The 19,165-nt window shown below is 38.2% G+C and carries 26 protein-coding genes; 15 read left to right on the top strand and 11 right to left on the bottom strand.

Going from position 1 to position 19,165, the window contains the following annotated elements; translation table 11 throughout:
• Positions 1–112: 112 nt before the first annotated feature.
• Positions 113–2,905: a type IV secretion protein DotL gene (locus ACZ8ZH_RS19045; RefSeq protein ID WP_470247943.1), complete on the top strand. Its 2,793-nt coding sequence runs from the start codon at positions 113–115 to the stop codon at positions 2,903–2,905.
• Positions 2,906–2,945: 40 nt separating this feature from the next.
• Here ACZ8ZH_RS19045 and ACZ8ZH_RS19040 read toward each other — a convergent pair whose 3' ends face one another.
• Positions 2,946–3,131 carry a hypothetical protein gene (locus ACZ8ZH_RS19040; RefSeq protein ID WP_470247942.1) on the bottom strand — a complete coding sequence of 62 codons (186 nt, stop codon included), beginning with the start codon at positions 3,129–3,131 and terminating at the stop codon, positions 2,946–2,948.
• A gap of 409 nt (positions 3,132–3,540) precedes the next feature.
• Between ACZ8ZH_RS19040 and ACZ8ZH_RS19035 the strand changes: the two genes are divergently transcribed.
• The 9 genes from ACZ8ZH_RS19035 to ACZ8ZH_RS18995 all read left to right on the top strand — a co-directional run bounded on the left by ACZ8ZH_RS19035 (position 3,541) and on the right by ACZ8ZH_RS18995 (position 9,138).
• Positions 3,541–3,714 (top strand): hypothetical protein, encoded by a 174-nt coding sequence (locus ACZ8ZH_RS19035; RefSeq protein ID WP_001985060.1) that lies wholly within the window; start codon positions 3,541–3,543, stop codon positions 3,712–3,714.
• An 86-nt stretch (positions 3,715–3,800) separates the two neighbouring features.
• Entirely contained in the window at positions 3,801–4,889 is a 1,089-nt protein-coding gene (locus tag ACZ8ZH_RS19030) for a DUF6685 family protein (RefSeq protein WP_470247941.1), read from the top strand.
• Positions 4,890–4,901: 12 nt separating this feature from the next.
• A complete protein-coding gene (locus ACZ8ZH_RS19025; RefSeq protein ID WP_033917403.1) occupies positions 4,902–5,408 on the top strand; it encodes a hypothetical protein in 507 nt (168 codons plus the stop codon).
• A 206-nt stretch (positions 5,409–5,614) separates the two neighbouring features.
• Positions 5,615–6,145 (top strand): hypothetical protein, encoded by a 531-nt coding sequence (locus ACZ8ZH_RS19020; protein WP_033917402.1) that lies wholly within the window; start codon positions 5,615–5,617, stop codon positions 6,143–6,145.
• The gene (locus ACZ8ZH_RS19015; protein WP_005005929.1) at positions 6,142–6,513 is read left to right on the top strand and encodes a hypothetical protein; all 372 of its coding nucleotides are present in this window, start codon (positions 6,142–6,144) and stop codon (positions 6,511–6,513) included. The genes ACZ8ZH_RS19020 and ACZ8ZH_RS19015 overlap by 4 nt, the downstream gene beginning before the upstream one ends.
• 9 nt (positions 6,514–6,522) lie before the next feature.
• Positions 6,523–6,942: a hypothetical protein gene (locus ACZ8ZH_RS19010; protein ID WP_033917401.1), complete on the top strand. Its 420-nt coding sequence runs from the start codon at positions 6,523–6,525 to the stop codon at positions 6,940–6,942.
• A gap of 5 nt (positions 6,943–6,947) precedes the next feature.
• A complete protein-coding gene (locus ACZ8ZH_RS19005) occupies positions 6,948–7,400 on the top strand; it encodes a hypothetical protein (protein ID WP_043041543.1) in 453 nt (150 codons plus the stop codon).
• A 99-nt stretch (positions 7,401–7,499) separates the two neighbouring features.
• Positions 7,500–8,012, top strand: coding sequence for a hypothetical protein (locus ACZ8ZH_RS19000; RefSeq protein ID WP_043041524.1), 513 nt, complete (start codon positions 7,500–7,502; stop codon positions 8,010–8,012).
• A 139-nt stretch (positions 8,013–8,151) separates the two neighbouring features.
• Positions 8,152–9,138 (top strand): hypothetical protein, encoded by a 987-nt coding sequence (locus ACZ8ZH_RS18995; protein ID WP_470247940.1) that lies wholly within the window; start codon positions 8,152–8,154, stop codon positions 9,136–9,138.
• Between the two features lie 55 nt (positions 9,139–9,193).
• Here ACZ8ZH_RS18995 and ACZ8ZH_RS18990 read toward each other — a convergent pair whose 3' ends face one another.
• From ACZ8ZH_RS18990 to ACZ8ZH_RS18970, 5 genes are all read right to left on the bottom strand, one after another.
• Positions 9,194–9,571 (bottom strand): hypothetical protein, encoded by a 378-nt coding sequence (locus ACZ8ZH_RS18990; RefSeq protein ID WP_024160775.1) that lies wholly within the window; start codon positions 9,569–9,571, stop codon positions 9,194–9,196.
• Between the two features lie 13 nt (positions 9,572–9,584).
• On the bottom strand, positions 9,585–9,899 hold the full coding sequence (locus ACZ8ZH_RS18985) for a hypothetical protein (protein WP_024160774.1): 315 nt from the start codon (positions 9,897–9,899) through the stop codon (positions 9,585–9,587).
• A 532-nt stretch (positions 9,900–10,431) separates the two neighbouring features.
• Positions 10,432–11,382: a hypothetical protein gene (locus ACZ8ZH_RS18980; RefSeq protein ID WP_005005981.1), complete on the bottom strand. Its 951-nt coding sequence runs from the start codon at positions 11,380–11,382 to the stop codon at positions 10,432–10,434.
• A gap of 11 nt (positions 11,383–11,393) precedes the next feature.
• On the bottom strand, positions 11,394–11,864 hold the full coding sequence (locus ACZ8ZH_RS18975) for a hypothetical protein (protein ID WP_005005983.1): 471 nt from the start codon (positions 11,862–11,864) through the stop codon (positions 11,394–11,396).
• Between the two features lie 65 nt (positions 11,865–11,929).
• Positions 11,930–12,337 carry a hypothetical protein gene (locus ACZ8ZH_RS18970; protein ID WP_470247939.1) on the bottom strand — a complete coding sequence of 136 codons (408 nt, stop codon included), beginning with the start codon at positions 12,335–12,337 and terminating at the stop codon, positions 11,930–11,932.
• A gap of 549 nt (positions 12,338–12,886) precedes the next feature.
• Here ACZ8ZH_RS18970 and ACZ8ZH_RS18965 point away from each other — a divergent pair.
• On the top strand, positions 12,887–13,276 hold the full coding sequence (locus tag ACZ8ZH_RS18965) for a hypothetical protein (RefSeq protein ID WP_228135115.1): 390 nt from the start codon (positions 12,887–12,889) through the stop codon (positions 13,274–13,276).
• A 102-nt stretch (positions 13,277–13,378) separates the two neighbouring features.
• Here ACZ8ZH_RS18965 and ACZ8ZH_RS18960 read toward each other — a convergent pair whose 3' ends face one another.
• Complete coding sequence (locus ACZ8ZH_RS18960; protein ID WP_264718204.1) at positions 13,379–14,182, bottom strand: DUF4942 domain-containing protein; 804 nt, start codon at positions 14,180–14,182, stop codon at positions 13,379–13,381.
• 145 nt (positions 14,183–14,327) lie between these two features.
• Between ACZ8ZH_RS18960 and ACZ8ZH_RS18955 the strand changes: the two genes are divergently transcribed.
• From ACZ8ZH_RS18955 to ACZ8ZH_RS18940, 4 genes are read left to right on the top strand one after another with little or no spacing between them, the layout of a single operon-like run.
• Entirely contained in the window at positions 14,328–14,738 is a 411-nt protein-coding gene (locus ACZ8ZH_RS18955) for a hypothetical protein (RefSeq protein ID WP_024160919.1), read from the top strand.
• Positions 14,739–14,752: 14 nt separating this feature from the next.
• Positions 14,753–15,283, top strand: a complete 531-nt coding sequence (locus ACZ8ZH_RS18950; RefSeq protein ID WP_024160920.1) for a hypothetical protein — start codon at positions 14,753–14,755, stop codon at positions 15,281–15,283.
• Entirely contained in the window at positions 15,280–15,642 is a 363-nt protein-coding gene (locus ACZ8ZH_RS18945) for a hypothetical protein (protein WP_043041673.1), read from the top strand. Before ACZ8ZH_RS18950 ends, ACZ8ZH_RS18945 begins: the two co-directional genes overlap by 4 nt.
• Positions 15,643–15,697: 55 nt before the next feature.
• Positions 15,698–15,958 (top strand): hypothetical protein, encoded by a 261-nt coding sequence (locus ACZ8ZH_RS18940; protein WP_043041672.1) that lies wholly within the window; start codon positions 15,698–15,700, stop codon positions 15,956–15,958.
• A gap of 81 nt (positions 15,959–16,039) precedes the next feature.
• On the opposite strand, the gene ACZ8ZH_RS18935 is transcribed toward ACZ8ZH_RS18940, so the two are convergent.
• The 4 genes from ACZ8ZH_RS18935 to ACZ8ZH_RS18920 all read right to left on the bottom strand — a co-directional run bounded on the left by ACZ8ZH_RS18935 (position 16,040) and on the right by ACZ8ZH_RS18920 (position 18,990).
• Positions 16,040–17,191: an IS4-like element ISAbe18 family transposase gene (locus ACZ8ZH_RS18935; protein WP_058971770.1), complete on the bottom strand. Its 1,152-nt coding sequence runs from the start codon at positions 17,189–17,191 to the stop codon at positions 16,040–16,042.
• Between the two features lie 127 nt (positions 17,192–17,318).
• A complete protein-coding gene (locus tag ACZ8ZH_RS18930) occupies positions 17,319–17,849 on the bottom strand; it encodes a hypothetical protein (RefSeq protein WP_043041671.1) in 531 nt (176 codons plus the stop codon).
• 34 nt (positions 17,850–17,883) lie between these two features.
• Positions 17,884–18,633: a hypothetical protein gene (locus tag ACZ8ZH_RS18925; RefSeq protein WP_024160922.1), complete on the bottom strand. Its 750-nt coding sequence runs from the start codon at positions 18,631–18,633 to the stop codon at positions 17,884–17,886.
• Between the two features lie 12 nt (positions 18,634–18,645).
• Entirely contained in the window at positions 18,646–18,990 is a 345-nt protein-coding gene (locus tag ACZ8ZH_RS18920; RefSeq protein WP_024160923.1) for a hypothetical protein, read from the bottom strand.
• Positions 18,991–19,165 lie beyond the last annotated feature (175 nt).

Genomic DNA, 19,165 nt, shown 5'->3' with positions numbered 1-19,165 from the left:
CTATATAGATTTGCGTTAATTGGTATATACATTGAAGTGCTTGGAAATGGGTAAGGTCGTTAAACAACGACTTTGCCTATTATCCTGAAGATAAAAGAGTAGGTCGCAAAGCATGGCTTCTACACAAAAATACGGCACACAAACAAAGTTCAGGCCAAGTTCGCTTAAGCGTGATACACGATCAGGCTTAGAGAAAATCCATTTAAAACTTACAGCGCCAGACGGCGCTAATTATTTGGTTGGCGTTCTTGGTGCTATTGCAGTTATTTTGTTTGTTGTTCCGTTTGGCGGTGAGATATTTATAGGGATCGCGTATTACCTATTAAAACGCTACACACATCCGAATGATTACTTTTTTGAGTGGCCATTCCGTGCGCCGTTGCATTCAAACTCACTGGATGCGTCAACTGACATTACATCACGCGTAAAAGATGACGTACTGGACAATCCAAAAGCCTTTTTGGAATACGCACGTACCAATCGCGATAAGCTACAAGGTGAGGGTGTGACTTACCTTGGTCGTTGCCGTGAAACTGGTCTACCTGTTTATGCATCTAACTCCGATGACCGTACACATCAAATTGTGTTAGGTACTACGGGTTCGGGTAAAACAGAATACATGCTAGGTAACTGTGCCAACCAGTACGTACAAAACTCAGGTTATATCTTTGTAGACGCAAAAGGTGATACCAAGGCTCAACAAGACCACTATCGTTTATGTAACCGCTTTGGGCGTAATGAGGATCTATTAACGATCAACTTCATTACCTCAGGTCGTAACATGCTACGTGCACAAACCGACAAGATGACCAACTCAATGAACCAAATGAGCAACACCAGCTCAGGGATGTTGATTGAATTCTTGATCAACTTGCTTGATGACTCAGGCGGTGGCGGTGGTGACATGTGGAAAGGTCGTGCGATGGCCTTTATCGCTGCACTTACACGAGTTTTGGTCTATCTACGTGACAATGGCTTCATTCAGCTTTCACCAAAAGTATTCACGCAATACATGGAACTTGAAGCACTTGAAGAATTGGTATTTTGTCATAACGATAAATACGGGATTGACTTTGAACGTGTGGCTGAACAACTTCAAGGCTACCTCGTTTCATTACCGGGTTATTCAAGCAACCCTAAAAAGTTAAAGAAACAAGAAACCAAAACCCGTGAGCAACACGGTTATATCACCATGCAGTTAACCAAGGCGATTAACGACTTGACGTTTAACTATGGTCACATCTTTGGTGTAGAGCATGGCGGTGATATTGATATTTTTGACGTTGTACTTAACCGCCGTATCTTAACTGTGCCATTACCAGCTCTTGAGCGTTCACCAGACTCACTCAAAATGCTCGGAAAATTAATCATTGGCTCAATTAAACAAATGATGGCTGGTTCCCTTGGTAACAAAATGGAAGGTTTACGCCGTGCCATTATTGACGCACGACCAACCAACGCCACTACTTCATTTAAGCTATTTTTGGACGAATGGGGCTACATCGTTATTGTCGGTGCTTCGGTTTTACCAGCTCAGGCACGTTCGCTTAACTTCTCTATTACGTTCGGTGCTCAAACATTTGAAGATATTGAACGTGGATCTAAAGAGGAAGCAGCTGCTACATGGGGTAACACGACCGTTAAAGCCATTGGACGTACTACTTCGGGTGCTGAAAGTACAACATACAAATTGGTTGATGGTTTTGCTGGTGAAGAGTGGCAAGGTAAAGTTAACTCAATCAATATGTATCAAGGTCTAGTATTCAACCGTTCGGTACCACAAACAGAAGTCCAGTTCGCCAAAGAAAAACGTGTGACCATTGAACAAATTGCCGGACAGCACAACGGCGAATTTACCTTGCTCATATCAACTAAAGGGGAAGGTGGTAAAACTTCAGACGTTAAAATCGTATCAATGTTGGCGTTCTATGTGGCTGGTGCTCAACCCAAGTACTTACGCTTAAATGACCTTTGCCCAATCTTCAATATCCAAAAATCTGAAATCTACGATCCTACTTTAAAAATTGAAGACTTCATTCATGAGATTGAGGAAAAACATACGCTACTGACAGACAACAATTCATCTGCCAATGTCACGGCGCTTGGTGATTTTGAGATCTGCAGAAAGCTCAATAACACCTTGTACGAAAACAACAACACGGTAAAAGACTTTACTCAAGATTTTGTACATCAGATTCTTGAAGCAAGACGTCTTGAATCCATCACACCTGAAGGGATGGCACCTGGACAAAGAACAGTAATGTCTTCGTCCACGGCGAAAGGTGAAATCTCCAAAGAACAAAAACACCGTGAAAGTATTGTTTCAGCACAAAAAGAAGCAAACATTAAAGACCAGATTATTGAGAAGCGAAAACAGTTCCAGTACTTCGGTAAAGATTCTGACATTTCACCTCAAGTACAAGCTGGTGCTTACAACAATGCGGATCTTGATGCTGAATTTAATATCTATGGTGAACGTATAAGCGAACCTGAACAGGCTCAACAGGAAAGTGATGTTGAAACTGTGACTCGCGCCGTTATCACACCAATGAACCTAGACAGCTACTATGATGAATTGAAAGAGATCCTAACAGGATATGACTTAACCGTTGCGCCAATTACTGAATATCAGCTTGTTCAGATGCCACGCCATGTAAAACCTGAAGATCAGACACAATACATTGCGGAAAACAAAGCCAGTCTTGATCAAGCCATCTCACATAGCACTCAAAATGAAATGGAATTCGTAGAACAACAGTATGCAGCTAAGTTTGAAAAAGCTTTGATGAAAAACCCGTTCTCGCACGAATGCGTTACTTTTGAAAAATTGTTGGTGATACTTGGTTCAAAAGGCTCTTCAGCTTCATTACGATCAGGCATTACAATCAAAAAAAAGGATGACTAAACGCATCCATGTAGAAGACATAAGGCTGGTTATCCAGCCTTTAGTTTTTTTGGGTGAGCTGTTTGTACTTAATACGCCTTAATTCATCACTCGGCATGTATTGGGCTATTTCATATTGGCTCTTATACGGCGTTTCATTGAATATGGCCAATAACAACAACTGCGACAGCGGAATGGCTTCAGGCACCATCATTTCGATTAAGCGAAACTTTTCAGACGCATTCACATCAAATGCAACCAATAGCGCCGTATATGGAATGTGGCGATCTGCAAGTGATAAATCGGGGTAAATAGGTTGGTCCTAGTGCTAACGTTTGAAAGTCATACATATTCAAGCAAGAGATAGCTTTAGGTACATTGGATAGGTTCACGGCGTAAGTTTCAATGTTTGAACACATATTGGCATCCAGTTTGGTTTTAACCCTAGTATAGATTCATTTTAATAAAATAACTTAGTTTTAACGTGCATATTCTTAAACATGACTAAACCACTTCTTAAAACCTTATTTTGTTTTAGGCTTAATCGGTATATACCATTTCATAAAAAGTTTAATGAACTGTGTTTTACCCTTTACAATCCTTAATACATCAATTAAATTGCCCTTAAATCACATCTAATATACAGGATATAGGCAATGACTAAAGAACAGCTAGACGACTTACAAACACTTGGAATGACTGACTATAAAACACGTTTACACGTTAAAGGTGTGCGAATTATTGAAGTGCAACAGTACTCAAAGTCTGTCGATAACAACGCCGTACAACCACTTGCAACTAATACCACTCAAACGCAATTCTTAAATTAATTTTCCAAAAAAATACTTATAAGCACTTTCTGTATTAATATGTCTTTATTAGTTTTAATAAAGCATTAATCAATGGAGTGCTTAAAATGTTAGACACTTTACTTTCGGTATTTTCACCAAAACATAAGCTTTATAAGAATCTCAAGCTAAAACCCTTTATTGATACCTATTTAGTCAATTCTGACAGCATCGCCATGACCGATGTTTTCCCTTTTCATCAAATCAAAGATTCTCTTTGTATGACTGGTATATCTCCTACTAATTTTGTACCAGGCCAAAACATTGTTTTGAATCCACATGCCAAAGATAACGATTCCATCAGCTACCTTGGTCAAGATACGCAAAATCATAAGCCGTTCTACATCTCTCCCTTTGCTGAAGAATTGGCTGAAGTATTTAACCCGATTTTTTCAGAAACCATTCATCTTGAAACACCATGCTTACTTGACCTATCTGAAATTGGGGGCTTCTCAAATTCCAAGTCGGATTTAAGCCAGTATCGTAGCATTGATGATTTTGTAAAAAACGCATGCCCTGATTACATTAGTGATGTGAGTATGGAAAATTTAGAACGAATGTTGTTATGGCCAGAAATCCGTTTATTGAACTCTCCAGATACAACCACTGATCATTTTTTTATCTATGGCTGGAGTCCTAAGATTTTTGTTCAAAATGCTGGTGGATCACATCACATGGCTGCTGCACATTACTTGGCTAAGAAACTGAGCCAATGTGTGCCGATTCAAGGCAAAGTAAGTTTGAATCTAATCTCAAGTAAAGCACTTCAAAACTTTGATTCAAAATACGCTGCGTTCGCCGTGACACATGATGCATTGATTGATATGGGGAATGATTTATCTGAATCAGGGCTTGAATATCAGCTGGTGTTTTTCCGTGAACGTGAAGTTAATTTTATCTTCTTCAAAAAGAATGATCAGAATGCCCGTGTTATTTCGCTATTCAACAATCTGTATGCTTCATTGAATGGTGCATTAAAGTCAGCGGTTCAAGCGCAATTCAAAAATGAAGCACTACTCACCATCATGAGTGCTAACCTCTCTGATACATCAGAAGATCAATTCTTTAGCACACGACCTCACTTGGCTGAGATCTACAATCACGTTCAAAACGAAATTTGTTTGAGTGGTCCTAAACCGACTAGCCCGACAATCTAAGGGGTAGGGAATATGGATCACCAATCATCAACTACACCACATGCACTCATTCTCGGTCTGACACTTGAACAGGCCATTTCTGTTTTAGCAAAGAAACCCGTTGATGCTACCCACTACAACTATCTTGAAGATGACGAGTACAACACCTACGTCATGATGAAACCTGAGTGGACTAGCCTCAACAAACACGCCTACCTACATGTAGATGGCTTAACCCATGAGCGTAAATGGATGTTTATGCCGAATGCTTTAGGTGAGTACAACTTGATAGAGGGCTGTATTGACCTGTTTGAACTTAACCAGGCCATCGAACAGCAATATCTTGTGTTTGAACAATTCCTGAATAGCCACGGCACACCGTTCCGCAAAGTTGGTGAGAAGTTTTCTTTTGTCACACAACTGCTCTTTGATGCATGGGTGATAGATCCAGAACGTGCGATTCAAAAACTTCATGAGATGAAGGAAACAAAAATCTCATTACAAGTGCCTTTGCTTCATGGGGATAGTCAGCATGATTGATACGCAAAATACTTATGCAGTAGGTGATTACATTGTTCAGCGAAACATGAACAAATTGCTCTAGATCAACCGAATCACCACTCGCCATTTGTACGTGGACCTAATCAATCCGCACGGTTCCACTTTTTACGGATGCATCGCATATGCCAAGCGTACCATCCGTTTAGCCACTTCAACTGAAATTGAATTACGGACGGTGAATAACAATGAACATGAATGAAAACATTGCTTCAGAAATTGAAGCTCGTAGCGCTTTTGAAAATAAATACGGCGTGGTCGGTAGTCTGTTGGCCAGTGGCAATTATTCTTCTTGGGTGCATCAGGCGAAATGGGAAGCTTTTCGTGATGGTTGGATGCAAAGTGAAGTAGAAACAAAAAAATCTATCTATCAAATGCAAACACCAGCCATCAGCGATGACCAATTGGAAGTGGAAAAATTACTGCAGTTGCTCGATGACTTTTGGAATAAGAAATGGGGCGATTGGAAATCATCTGCAGATATGGTGGCGCAAGGTGAGGCAAATGCCTATGAACATGCGAGAGGATTGCTTGAAACGGCGATAAAACAAGATGAAGCCACATGCCAGTGGTTACGCAATCAATTGGCAACGATTCAAACTGAATTGGATGCTTTTATCACATTCGTTAATGAACACCTTGCTTACCATGAAAGTGATGGTCCAGATTTAATGTCGAAGATCCAGAAGCTCAAACATTTGATAAAGGTTAAACCATGATTACGGTTCAAATAGAGATGTGTGGCTTTGGGATTAAACGGCGTTGGGAGTTTGGAGATCCGCGCCGTGCGCCAATTACAGTTTTAGAAATGGGCTTCATTAAGGTTTGTAAAATGCGTGGTGATAGTAAACTGGTTGAGTTCATGAGGGGTTATGCAGACGACAAAGAATTCAACTGGCATCCCAAAGTACGCATTGCACGTAGAAAAGCAGAACGTAAAGCCTATTCGTACTATGACAACCACTACAAACAGCAGATTAGAGAACTTTTCGATCGCCAAAATGTAGACCGCCAAAAACAATATGAATTGGAACGCCAAAACAAAGCGTTATTGGCTGTTATTGAACTTAAAAAAGAACAATCGTAGGTATATACCATGACGGGAATTGAATATTTTCAGAAATATGGCTGGAGTCACGCCGTCCAGTCCGTTAGTCGAATTCCAAGTGAATACAACGAATATTCACCAGAACTCAAAACTGTTGTTGTAAACGGCAACTTTCGTTATGCGATGGCTGCGGAAATCAGCAAAAAGAAAACTGAAGTCTATGTCACTGAGCTCAAACAAATCATTGAGAGTGAAAAGCTACTAGAAGACTTCTTTAACTTGAATCTGGTTGGTATAGAAAAAGGCTTAAGTAATGCTAAGCGTGAAATGCAAGACATGGAAGAACAGGGGATTGTTGAATTCAACCATCGTTTTGATGACGACCTGACTTGCACCACGGAACGCATGAAACTTGCCATCGCTCAAATAGACCATCTTTATCAAAACAACATTACAAAAAGTGAGTAATGCCCATGTTAGAAATGTTCCAAAATCAAACTATGCGATATATCTCTATTGCCATTGGCGTGATTAGTATCTTTATATTCCTGTACCTACTTAAACTCGGTGAGGGGCTTGTCATTAGCCTTATGGTTGCTGTGTTCATATGTGGTTTGAGTTTACTCAAACTGAAAAACTACTATGAAAAAAATAACCCATACATCAGTGCAGAACACCTTGCTTGGCTGTATGGTGAATTGCAAGAATATGACCAGGATCTATTCACAACTGTTAGCAATCTGACCAAGAGTACTGGACGTTTAGAATTGAGCCAGCTTAAATCAATCCGTAACCGCTATGCTTCTTCCATGAACGAAACTCAACTACAAGCATTGGCCAGTGAACATACTGAAGAAAGCAAATATCGCTTAGACCAGTACAACTACTCAATTTATGTGATGGATGAAGTCATTAATCAATATTAATGGCTGTATGCAATCTCTATTAACATCGCCGTGTTATATATCTGCTATACGCGGTATCAAATGTATAAAGAGATATAAAACTATTGAAAGGTTTATAAAATGAACACAACTCTACCTATTCTTATTCATAGCGTTATTGGTGGTATTGGTGAACATCCAGATGCTAAAAAACGAAGCTTAGGATACGGCGCTATCATGCTGTATATACCGATTGAACATATGGTCGGTTCAGGTGTACTTAAGCTGATGATTGATGTGAATACACTGTCGATCTATGCGTCTGAAAATCCTAATTACCTAAAACAACCACATACCATCAATGAAGCTTCTCACTTGTGGAATGCATTGCGCTTTGACAGTGCTTCTAAAGCCAGCCGGAAGGTCATTCATGATAATGGGTATGTTGAGTGTTTGTTTTCCATTCCTATGAAGGTTCTTGAGCCATTTATGGATGCTGAATTGATTCAAAACGAATTAGGACTTCCATACATGGCCATCGATCAAACTGACAAGTCGAAATGCATGCCGATTTGGTATGATGATGTCAGTAAATCTACCAATCAATTTATTGATGGCAACTACAACGATTATCCTGGTGTGCAGGCATCTTAAATTTTTAAGAAAAGTTTTTAGCTTTGATGGTTTATTAATATATTTATATCGACCACATTGGCGATGATGAAGAGAACAGACTCAATATGGCCCGTTTAATGGGCCACATTTATTTTTATAGATTAGGGATGCCAACGGCGTGAAAACAAAAATCATTTTAAACATCATTTTGTGGACCTTAACCGTCCTAACTTGTTTTGCGTGGATTGCCTTTACGTTTATTCAACCAGTTGGCTACACCATGACTTTTCTTGTTATTTTAATCTTGATGACAGTAGTGCTCAGCTGGTGCTTGGCAACACCTTATATTAAGACCAAAGACCGAACCAAGCGACTAGACGAAAACTTTATGCTACTTATGCTCACTGTTGCTGTTGTTCCATTCCTAATGTTTCTACTGTCATATGGTTTTATATGGTGTTTCAAAACGCTAGAAAAGAAACAGTTCAACCATGACCATATTGCTGCGATGCTACCGGGTAGCAACTTCAATCAACTACAAAAGTTTGCCAAGGAAAACTACAACGCGCCACTTGTGTTAGGTGACTTTAACGAAAGTTGGGCTTTAACTTCCTTAGATATACCGCAAGCTTCTCCAGCTTCATTAAGATCTAGTACAGGATATTGCCTGGTGAATATGTCTAAAACCAGCATGAACACCATGTATAAAGAAGCAAAAACCGATGTAAGCTACAACGATTGGGAAATGCTGATATTAGCGCACGAGTTATCTCACTGTTTAGATCGTGCGACCGATGTGCCTGGTGAACTTGGCCAGCCACTTAAAGCATTAAATTCAATTGCGCCGTCTGATCGGTCCAAAGTAAAGATGGATGATGTATCTACCTTTGTAACGGCTGAAAGTAGCGGTAAAACGCAACTATGGCGAGAATCTTATGCGGATCTGTTTGCGGTAGGTTTTATGTCACTTGATCCAAAATACGATACTGCAGCGTTAAGAGAAAGCCTGATTAAATTACGTGAAAAACGTAAGGCACTAGATCCAACCCATAATTCGGTGTGTTGGTTGCAGTATTCTAAGAGTCAGCCTTTCCCACAAAAAGGTTCGGATGTTTATTCTTGGGCAAATAACATCAGAATTAAAGCGGCGTGCGAGTTGAAATAACTTGTCTTCAGACAAATTAAAAGCCCGAATTTCGGGCATCTTTTATACCAGCTAATTAACAATAAAAGCCAGGGCTTATAGTTGGTGCAGACATATCATCATAGATGCAATCTATACTGACTGCAGGTTTATCAATGTGGCTAAATAAGCTTGGATTGACCAATTGATTTGTTAGCTTAGATTTTTCTATACTAAAGCCAACCAGTTCAACTTCACAATCACACACGTAATGGAATTTTGCCTTACCGTACAACACAAATACATTAGGTGACTTCTCATACATCTTGAAGTACTCGGCTTGAGTTTGTGACAATGGAACCTCCAGCACCACAAAGCCATTTGGTACGACAAAAACTGCAGATCCATCTTTTACTGAGTAAACGATGGCTTGAACATCAGAAGCACGTTCAAAACCCACACTTTTTTTTATCATTTAGATTACCTTTTTATTTTGTAATATTCGCCTCGAGCGCAGCGTTTCGTACATCAGCTAGGTTTAACCAATGGCGGTGCTCAGCTTTAGTTTTTTCAATTTTGTGTGGTGTTCTTGGGTATTCCCAACTCCAGTAATGCTTTTTATAAATCTCCTTATCTTTCACAAGATACGCCTGTATAGATTGACTATCCTCATTAGTTGCATAGCCAACGCCAAAGTAAATATCTAAACCTTGCTTTAGTGCAGTTTGATAATCGGCTTCAAATTGAATAACAAGGGATTCAATCCTAGCTTCATGAGAAAAGATACTAGATAGTTTTAACATCACACGGCTCCAAGTTTAAGGCAATATGCCTCGAGATAAAACCATTATAACGGTCAAAATCCACTAAATTAGTTTATTTAAAAAAAATTTCATTAAAGTTAAACCCTTGAAGATTAAAACATACGGCGAAAAACTTAGGTTTTTTATTCAATATTAATCAGACTTACTCAAATTTAGTCTAGATGAACTGGTATTTTTAAAATTAAGGCTGCTTCGCGTTCCCATTTGTGAACAGATTCTCATTTTTGAGAATGAATTATATTTCATTTTTTGACTGACACTGGAACAATTAGCCATAGACGAGTAGGGGGTGGGTAAAGCCATATACCACATTTAAGAAATAACGCCGTAGTGGTGTTAATTCATTGTTAATTGAATATGGTTTGAATTAAGGCTTGATGGAAATGCATTAGTAGAATTATGGGTGCTGAATTATCAAAATTAAGTTTTGGATTATTTTAATCAATTAAAAAAACATCGTTTGCGTTTATAAAGCCAGCAGTTGATCAATTAGCTGATCAACGCAAGGGTATTAACCTTTTTTATGGTTTAAATACTTTTGAGTACGTTCTAATAATTTCGGGATGGTTTTTTCTGCTTCTTCTTGGGTGAGATGCAAACCATAAAATTTATTAGTTGTTCCGTAGCTTTCATTAAGTACTGAATAGGGAATATATAAGGTGTACATGTCTTGTTCTACTGAGTACAACGTGATGAAGTCAGTCGTATATGAAAACTTGCCATTTTCGCTCTCTAGCTTGATTTGTTGGTGTTTAACGAGCTTGAGTGGTGAAATGCAGTCACCGCCATAGATCGCAACTGTGCCACGCTCTTTGTACAGCTTAATGAGTTTTTTGGTGCATTTTAACGGCTTGCCGTGTTTGTCCAATTTTGGTTGGTTGCGAACAAAGATGTTATAGCGAAGATTCGAGTCACCAAGCATCCCGCTTGTTGTTTCACTGATGGTCAATTGGCGTTTAGACTTCTTATAAAACTCTAATAAGCGTTGCTGTAAATTGAACCGTGAAACACCGCATTCGATGTCAAAATCTAGACTTTTAAAAGCGTTTTTATTACTGTTGTTTCCAAAGTAACAAACTGCATCGTTAAACATTTGCGTTAAGTTTGCAAAAATTAAGAGAAAGTCGTTTTGTGGGTACGGACGTTTTTGATACATGCACCCAAACTCACTGTCTGACAACTTATAAAAATAGGTGCGAACGCCAGTATAACTGCAAAGTGAATCATAAATGCGTGTGCCTTTAATTTGAATCTGAGTAACATAGCTAGATGAAAATTCAGGGGTAGCCCAAAGCATAGGGCTGAACAGGATGTCTTTCACTAATCCATTGTCGTATGCACGGTCGCCAACGCGACTCTTTTGGTTAATGCGGTCGTTTTGGGTGTAAACATGGATGTTCTTCAGCTCCAACGTTTCACGTTTGAACACGGTCTTTTCAGCGGTAGCAGTAGCGGTCGTCATGGTGAAGTTCCTTATCGGCTTAAATACGTGTGTGCAAAAATTGCTTGCATGGTTTTAAAAATTTGGTCTGTTTCAAAGTAGTCAGAAATTTGCTCTTGGAATGGGCTTTGATGGTTGCGAACCAACGTGCGAATCGCAGAACTATTTAAGGTGTCTGAGTTGGTAAAACCATTTTTTAGTACTTTGATCTCAAAATATGGGCTAGTGGATGCAATCACACTGACAATAATGTTGCCGTCTTGGTCTGTCTTAACTGACAAATCAGCAATTGGGCTTAGCTCATGGCGTAAAAAATACATATTGTCGGGGTTATAGATTGCTTTAAATCTGATTCCGTCTTGGCATATAGCGCAAAACAGTTCATTCACCGACTCAGCAGTAAAGATCGCCCCAAACGTCACAACAACAGGCCCGACATTTTTTTGCTGTTTTTCATCATGTTTGATGGTTAGCTCGCAATGCGCTGTAATTAGGTTTTGCATTGTTTATATCCTCAAGTGTGATTCAGTGGCATACGCACGTTATCCGTGCGTATGGGTGAATTGAATTAAGAAAGTTCGCGTGACCAACAATCTTCTATACGGTCGTATGCGTAGCCGTTTTGAGCCATTAACGTGCAAATGTCTTCAAGGTTTTTGCCAAAGATATTTACTGAGGTAACTTGGTCGAGTACTGATGTATGACCAAAATTTTCTTTTAATGTTGCAACGTAGATTTCAACGTCCATGAAGAAGAAATTTGTTTTATCTGCCAATGTCGGCTTGTGCTGTTGAAATTGAAGTTGAGCATAGTCACTATCAGCTTGAAGATCAGCAAGGGTTAAATCACAGTTGTTGTCGATGTAATCTGATATTTCATCAACCAATTTTTCCATGTGAGCACCGCTAAAAGTTTTAGGGAAACCAATATATAAAGTGCCTTGTAACTGTACTGATTGAGCATTTAAATTTGACATGCTGTTTACTCCAAGTTTTAAGCTTTCTGCTTTTGATAGTTCTATTTTATGAGCAAAAACAACCTGGCTAACTTTTCTCGAAAAATAAGATTTTCAATCTTTTTTAATCAATTAAAAAACATCGTATGCGTCTTAATAAGCTTTTCTATTAGATGAATCACCGTAATTCATTAATAATACTTAAAGGGTTAATTAGTTCGTTTAATTATACTTAATTACTTTCATGTTTTCTTAGAATAAGAAGAACATTAAGCCGTCTTCTAGAATTGGTTGTATATACCAATTTTTATTCATTGTTTGCCTCTGCCATACTAAAAACATAATTCACCTGTACCTTATCTAGCTTCAGGGGATACAGCATTTTATTTTGGTGTTGTATGGCGCTATATAAAAATGATTTGTACAACTGCTTAAAAGTGGTATTCCTGACATTAAAATTTTTATAGATTGAGTGATTAATCCTGTCGAATTGTATTTTTGTGAAAAGATTCTAGACCTAAAAACATAGTTAAAATAGCCTTGTTGTTATTAGATCGTAGTATCCTAAATATGAATCACCATGAATATAAAATCGAGCATATCAAGCAACGTGCGTTATGTGCCAACCTTTATATCGTTGATGAAAATGCATCTTTGTTAAGTTTTAAAACATATGAAGATAAACCAGCTCAAGACCGTCTTGTACTTGAAAACATCACCATTGCTGAAGCGATGAAATTAGCTGAAAACAACGGATTCTTTAAAGCTAAGTACCAGGTGCTTAAAGTGATTCAATATTTTGATGTTGAATTGGTACTCACGGCGTCTGATGTTGAGCACTGTGCTGAATTACACCAGTTTAGCGGTGGCTATAACGTGACGGTGCTTGCTGATACACCAGAACACGAACTTATTGCAATGTGGCTTACAGCAACAAACCAAAAGGGGGCATCGCTTTAGTGGTTTGGATAAAAAACAAATGAAAGTGGCACGATCGCAAAAACTGGTGCCGTATATAGCTAAAAAAACCCTCAATAGTTTTTGAGGGTTTTTTAATGTGCTTTACAAAATAGGTTCATCATACGCACGGCGTTTGTGTTTTACATTTGGATCTATGCCAATTTGATTCGGATATAACAGGTTTAATACCTGGTTAATGCGATCAACTACGCATTGATTAAACAAGATATGACAGTTACCGTTTTCGTAGATCTTAATGCGTAATAAATTATCATCAATGCTATGCCAGATACCACGGTGTAAACTGAGTTTATCTAATCTGGTGTGGTCTAAAGGTTTGCCAAATAACTGCCTTGCTATAAAGCGTACTTCGTCCACTAAATTATCTCTTCTGCAATAAGAATGGTAGCTATTGTGATGAATGATCACGCACGGGTTAATACCAGCACCAAGATTGGTTTTGTATTTGCTTGATAATTGGCTAAACAAGGAATCAACTTTACGTGCATATGCCATGTGGCGTGTAGACCAGATAGATTCTAAGAATACATTCACGTTATCCATCGTGAAATCTTCAATTTCATGGCGAACAATTTTATCTTGCAACGCATCATATTCTTTTTCAGATATGAAGTTTCTAAGATTGATGATCTCAGTTAACTTCCTCCAGAAGCATGATGATATTTGTTTTAAAGCAGCTTCTTCAGTGTTGAATGATGATGAATATGATTTTCGAGTGATTGCACTCACAATCTGATAAGCATCAAGTTCAATATCTTTGATGGCTTCATAAATGACCTTTATTGACGATTTTGCTTTTTCGCATTGCAAAATTAGCTTTTCGACTTCAACAAAGTCTAATTCAGATGCTTGCACTTCTCTTTTTATATTTACCAACATATTCATAATTGCCCACTTAATTAGCTTAATTGTCTATATAGATATTTTAATAAAAACCATGGTCATTAATTTTTTTTTAAAATTTATAAGCTAACTTTTCCACTATAATTAAATTAAATAAGCACAACGCTTAAAACTTGGAGTAGTGGAAATGGCTTTAATGAAATGCGTAATGATTGATTTAGATTTTGAATATAACAATGGTTGTGTAGAAGTCTTAACTGACAAGCTATTCGTTTATGCAAGCTCTTATAGTGACCTTGTTGTTGCTATTCACCAGCGTATTCAACAAGACTGTAAAATCCTTTCTACTTCTCTTAAAAATGAGAACAAAGAACTTCATGTAAAGCTAAATGACAATAACCGTAAAGCTAAAGTGACGTTCTCAATTAAACGTGATGTCTTTTATGTTGATTCAAACAGTATTGGTGCGTTATTGCCTCATTTTCAAGATCTCAATGTGGGTTGCTGCACGATACGAAAGGGCAAATCTACTAACATCAATAAGCTACTGGATTACAGTTTCTTTAATGAAATTAATTCGATAGTCATTCCTTTTTAATGCTTCAGGTGTTTATGGCTCAACCTTTAAAATTCCTTTTAATACCACTGGCTATGTTAGCCAGTGTTGTTGTTTTGGCTTTGGTCTTTCATGGAATGGGGGATAGCTACTCAAGAGTGATGTATGCCGTCTGGTTCTTTCCGCTACTGCTTATGTACCTAGCTGTGGCTCCTACCTATTACATTTATAGAAAATTGCCGATTCATAGCAAAACTGCATTACCTCTACTCATTGGAACTGTCACGGTCTACCTACTGTTGTTCTATTTTGTATTTCCTGTTCCAGCCAAAGTACAACATGATTATTTATCTCAATTAAAAGGCTTGCAAGAAAGTAATGAGGGCTTCAATAGCATTAATACAATGCTGACCAAAAAAGAAGTGTGCCGTGATGGTCGATTAAATGGTTTTGAATATTTCTTGCTTGAAAAAAGCTTAAATGATGATGTCGATATGCTTATGAAAAAACAACATTTAGTTATGTTCTCAACTGATCGAACAAATACCAATGCTATAAAAATCTGTAATGAGGATATTGTTAAATGAAAAAATCAAATGAGTGTTCAGAACATATACGTGCGACAACTAAAGATCTGCTAATTTATCTGCCTTGTGTATTTGTATATTTTTATGCGCTTTCTTCAATAGCAATATTTGTCTACTTATATATGTTGAAGCTTGTAAGTAACCATCTCCAGCAACATGATTTTCTAATCATTACTGTGATTTATGGCTTTTTTGTGATTGGTGTAAACAATGTGATGCAGCGGATCTTAAGGGTGTTCAAGTTGATTGATGATTCCAAGCCATTACAGTTTAACGGCGCTCAATCTTTGTGGGCTGTTTTCGTGATGTGTATAGCTGGAGTACTTGGCTTTCTCACCTCATTTAATCTTATGGGTTGAACAATCCGAATCAGGGCTATTGAATGATTAATTTAACTCGGCGTATGGTGCAATTATGAAAAAAACTAAAGCGATCTATCTATCAAAAGTGTTTTGTGTTTTTTCAATTCTATTACTAATTTTTGCGTATGTTTTTAGCTTAGTCGTCAAGCTTACCATGCCAATGAATGAAATAATTCAGACTACTAAAGGTGGTAGTTTACTGCTATGCGTAGCTTATATCGTTGGGCTGATGGCTATTTCAATTCTGGCTCAAAAAATCGCATTAAGGTTGGTTAAAAAACCTAATGGGTTGAAGAACCCAAAACCTTTTTAATCAATTAAAAAACACCGTTTACGGCCATAAATCTATGGCCAAAAAAAGAGAGGGTAAATCTCATTGCTGTCCCACAATTTTTCACAAGAGGAAGCTCATTTGAGCTTCCTCTTGTTTTATGGGTATTTTATCGGGTGAAAATAAAGCTTTTAAAGTTCTTCTTTCAAACAAATTCACTTGAATTATTCTGAGTAAACGTTGAACTGTCCAACCTGTTTTCCCTAAATGTTGAGCGAAACTCACCAATAAATAGGCGATCATCGCAATCCAGATTTGTGTCTGAATTGCGTTCCTGCTGCGGCCTAGAAACGCTTTTAATTTGAGATTCTGCTTAATCGCCTTAAAGAACAGCTCAACTTTCCAACGATCTTTATAAATCGCCGCAATGGTGGAGGCGGCTAAATGAAAGTTATTGCTGAGAAAGCTAAAGTGCTTGCCACTTTGCTGATCTCTATATTCAATTCTTCTTAACACTGGGGCTTTTCTTTTTAGGGCATGTGCGCTATTCAGCTGAATGGTTTCATCTTTTAGAATACCTTTGGATTCAAGCACTGGATGTTGCTGGATCACCTGATACACAGATTTAGGCCTAAAACGTGTGACAAATCCAATGTTTTGAGCAGTCAGATTTGCATACCATTGGTAATCGACATAGCCTTTATCAAAAACTACAATGCTGCCAGCAGGAAACTGGAATTTGCGACCTTGTACCATGTCATTTTCTTTGCCATTTTCAACTGCAACAAACTCAGGAATATCATTGCTGTGATTCAATCCTATGCTGAGTTTCATGCTGGCTTTTGAGTCATGAACTTTGGCCCATTCACATAAGGAAAGCGACAGGTCAATATGACTGGCATCCAAGGAATACAAGGGATTTTTAAAGCGAAATTTATGAGCTACTTTTGAGTGTTCATAGTATTTAAGCAACTTGTAAAATAGCTGTTGATACAAGGCAGCAGGCTGCTGCTCATTGATTCGTGCCAGCGTGCTTCGGGGAATAGATTTTGCTCCGAGATGACTTAGCTTTTCCTGTTGGCACTCCAAATTGGATTGAATATCTCTCAGACTTTGCCTACAAGAGAATTGAGACATCAATATGGCAATAAACTGATCCCAACGGGAAGTCGCTCTAAATTTCTGTCCAACATGGTGTACTTTAGCAAGTTGTTCAAAATCCTGTCGCACAACAGGTTTAATTAGCTCATAAAATACGGTATTCTGATGTGACAAAACCTGAATCCTGGTCGTTAAAGTGTTTGTTTACACTCATATTTTAACTGTTAGGACTCAGGTTTTTTTATTTAAAGCAAACTATGGGACAGCAGTGGGGTAAATCTCTCTTTTTTTATGGATCTGATTAGAACAAATCTCCTTTAAGGTACTTGTTTACTTTTTGCTGCACCTTGCTGGCCATAAAGTGTGTGCTGTGAAGTCCATTGTATTCGGTCACGCATTCAAAGCTTTCAAGCAATAGGCTTTCAGGTGAGATCCCATTCCATGCGTTGAACTTCTCCAGGCCGTCTTGTGAGAGCAAATCATATTCTATCATTCCCTCAATTGCCTTGCGCTGTAGGTTGATTGCTACATCCAGCACTTCCCCCTCAATAAGCGCTCTGGCTTCGCTTGGATTGAACATTCCAATGCGGTGAGCTTCGGCAACAGGCTCAACCTGTAACGGTGCACTGACTTCAATTTCGTATACTTCACCATCTTTGGGATGAAACAATACAACCTCAACAAAAATCACTTCAATAAAGTTGGGAACAGTCTTTTTTGCTTGCCCAATGATATTGATTACGCATGACGGAACGCCGTTATATGTAGCACTCTCGGTTTTCAGAATGTGGCGAATTTTATCGGTACCAGGATTCAAATTGTGTAGTTGCATTGTCGTATCTCCAAGTTTTAAGCAATGAGCTTGATTAGTTTTGTTTAAAGTGTTCTGTGAACTCTGACCATGTTTCAGGGCGATCAAGAAGATCTGCCAGCTTCCCTAGTGTGCAATTGGTTAAGTAAACTTCCTTTCCTAATGCAGACTTTACCAATGGTTTTAAGCTGTTTGAAAAACGTCTTAGGCATAACACATGCTCTTTACCAGCATTATTGAGTATTGCCTCTTGTATGAGCTGTATTGCCGTATATACGGCTTTATCTGTGCCTACGCCTGAGTAGATCAACTCAGATCCAACCTCTAAACCATCTGTGACGATAAACGGTTCATTACATGACTTTGGTACTGGCATGTTATGGTCACGAGCAAATTGAATTGCCTTATTTAGATAGTTTTGAGCTTGTTCAACGGTCAATAGACAGTTGTAGACTTCACCAGTAGCGGTGAGTTTTGGTGCCGTGAATAATGGTTTAGTTGCTACTGTTGCTTCGTATTTTTGCTCTGGTGCTTCGTAGTAGTACCACAAGTCAAAATCAGTGCTGAAATCATTGTAGACTTCTAAATCAATCGCTTTTAAAAAGTCTTGGATAGGCTGAAAAAAAGCTACTGGTTCATCCATCCATACATCCTGGTAGGCATTGACCATTTCAGACAATTCAGCAAATTGCTGTCTACTTACCATATCGGGTATTTGACCAGATTTAAGCTGATTCAACTGTGAAAATAAAACTTCTCCGTCAGTAATACGCCCTGACTCAATGGCAAGTACAAGCTTATTCATGCGTCCAGTTCCTTAGTTCAATTCACGTTCAATAATGATGTGTCTAACGGTTTCGATCGCCGTCTCATATTGCGATGTAATCATTTCAGCCAAGCTATTCACTGATTCATATTCAAGGTGACTTAATGGTGTGAAATCCTCACCAAACTCTCTTAAAAACAGCGATTCAAAGTCTTCTGCTTCGGTATCCGCAATCGCAATAAAATCAAAAACCGTGCTTAACTGAAGGGTGCAGTTAGCATCAAAACTAAGGTGGTTATTCACCGCATCAGCTTTGACAAGTCCTATTGCCCAATCACTTAAAGGATTCGATGCAAAATGTTTTACTGATTTAGCGTCAACTGGTAATGAGTGCATAGGGGATCGCCTATCTATTGGAATAGATACATAGTATCAATCCTTAAAAGGTTTTAACTTTTCTCTAAAAATTAAAAAGTGAATTTTATTTTAATCAATTAAAATCAGCGTATGCGTTTTTAAGAAAGCTTAAAGTGGTTTTATAAGTCCTTTTAAATATTTTAAGAAAAGAATA

The organism is Acinetobacter sp. SW-226 (genome assembly GCF_055632855.1).
The sequence above is the reverse complement of the archived record's forward strand: the minus strand, read 5'-3'. Positions and strand labels throughout refer to the sequence as shown.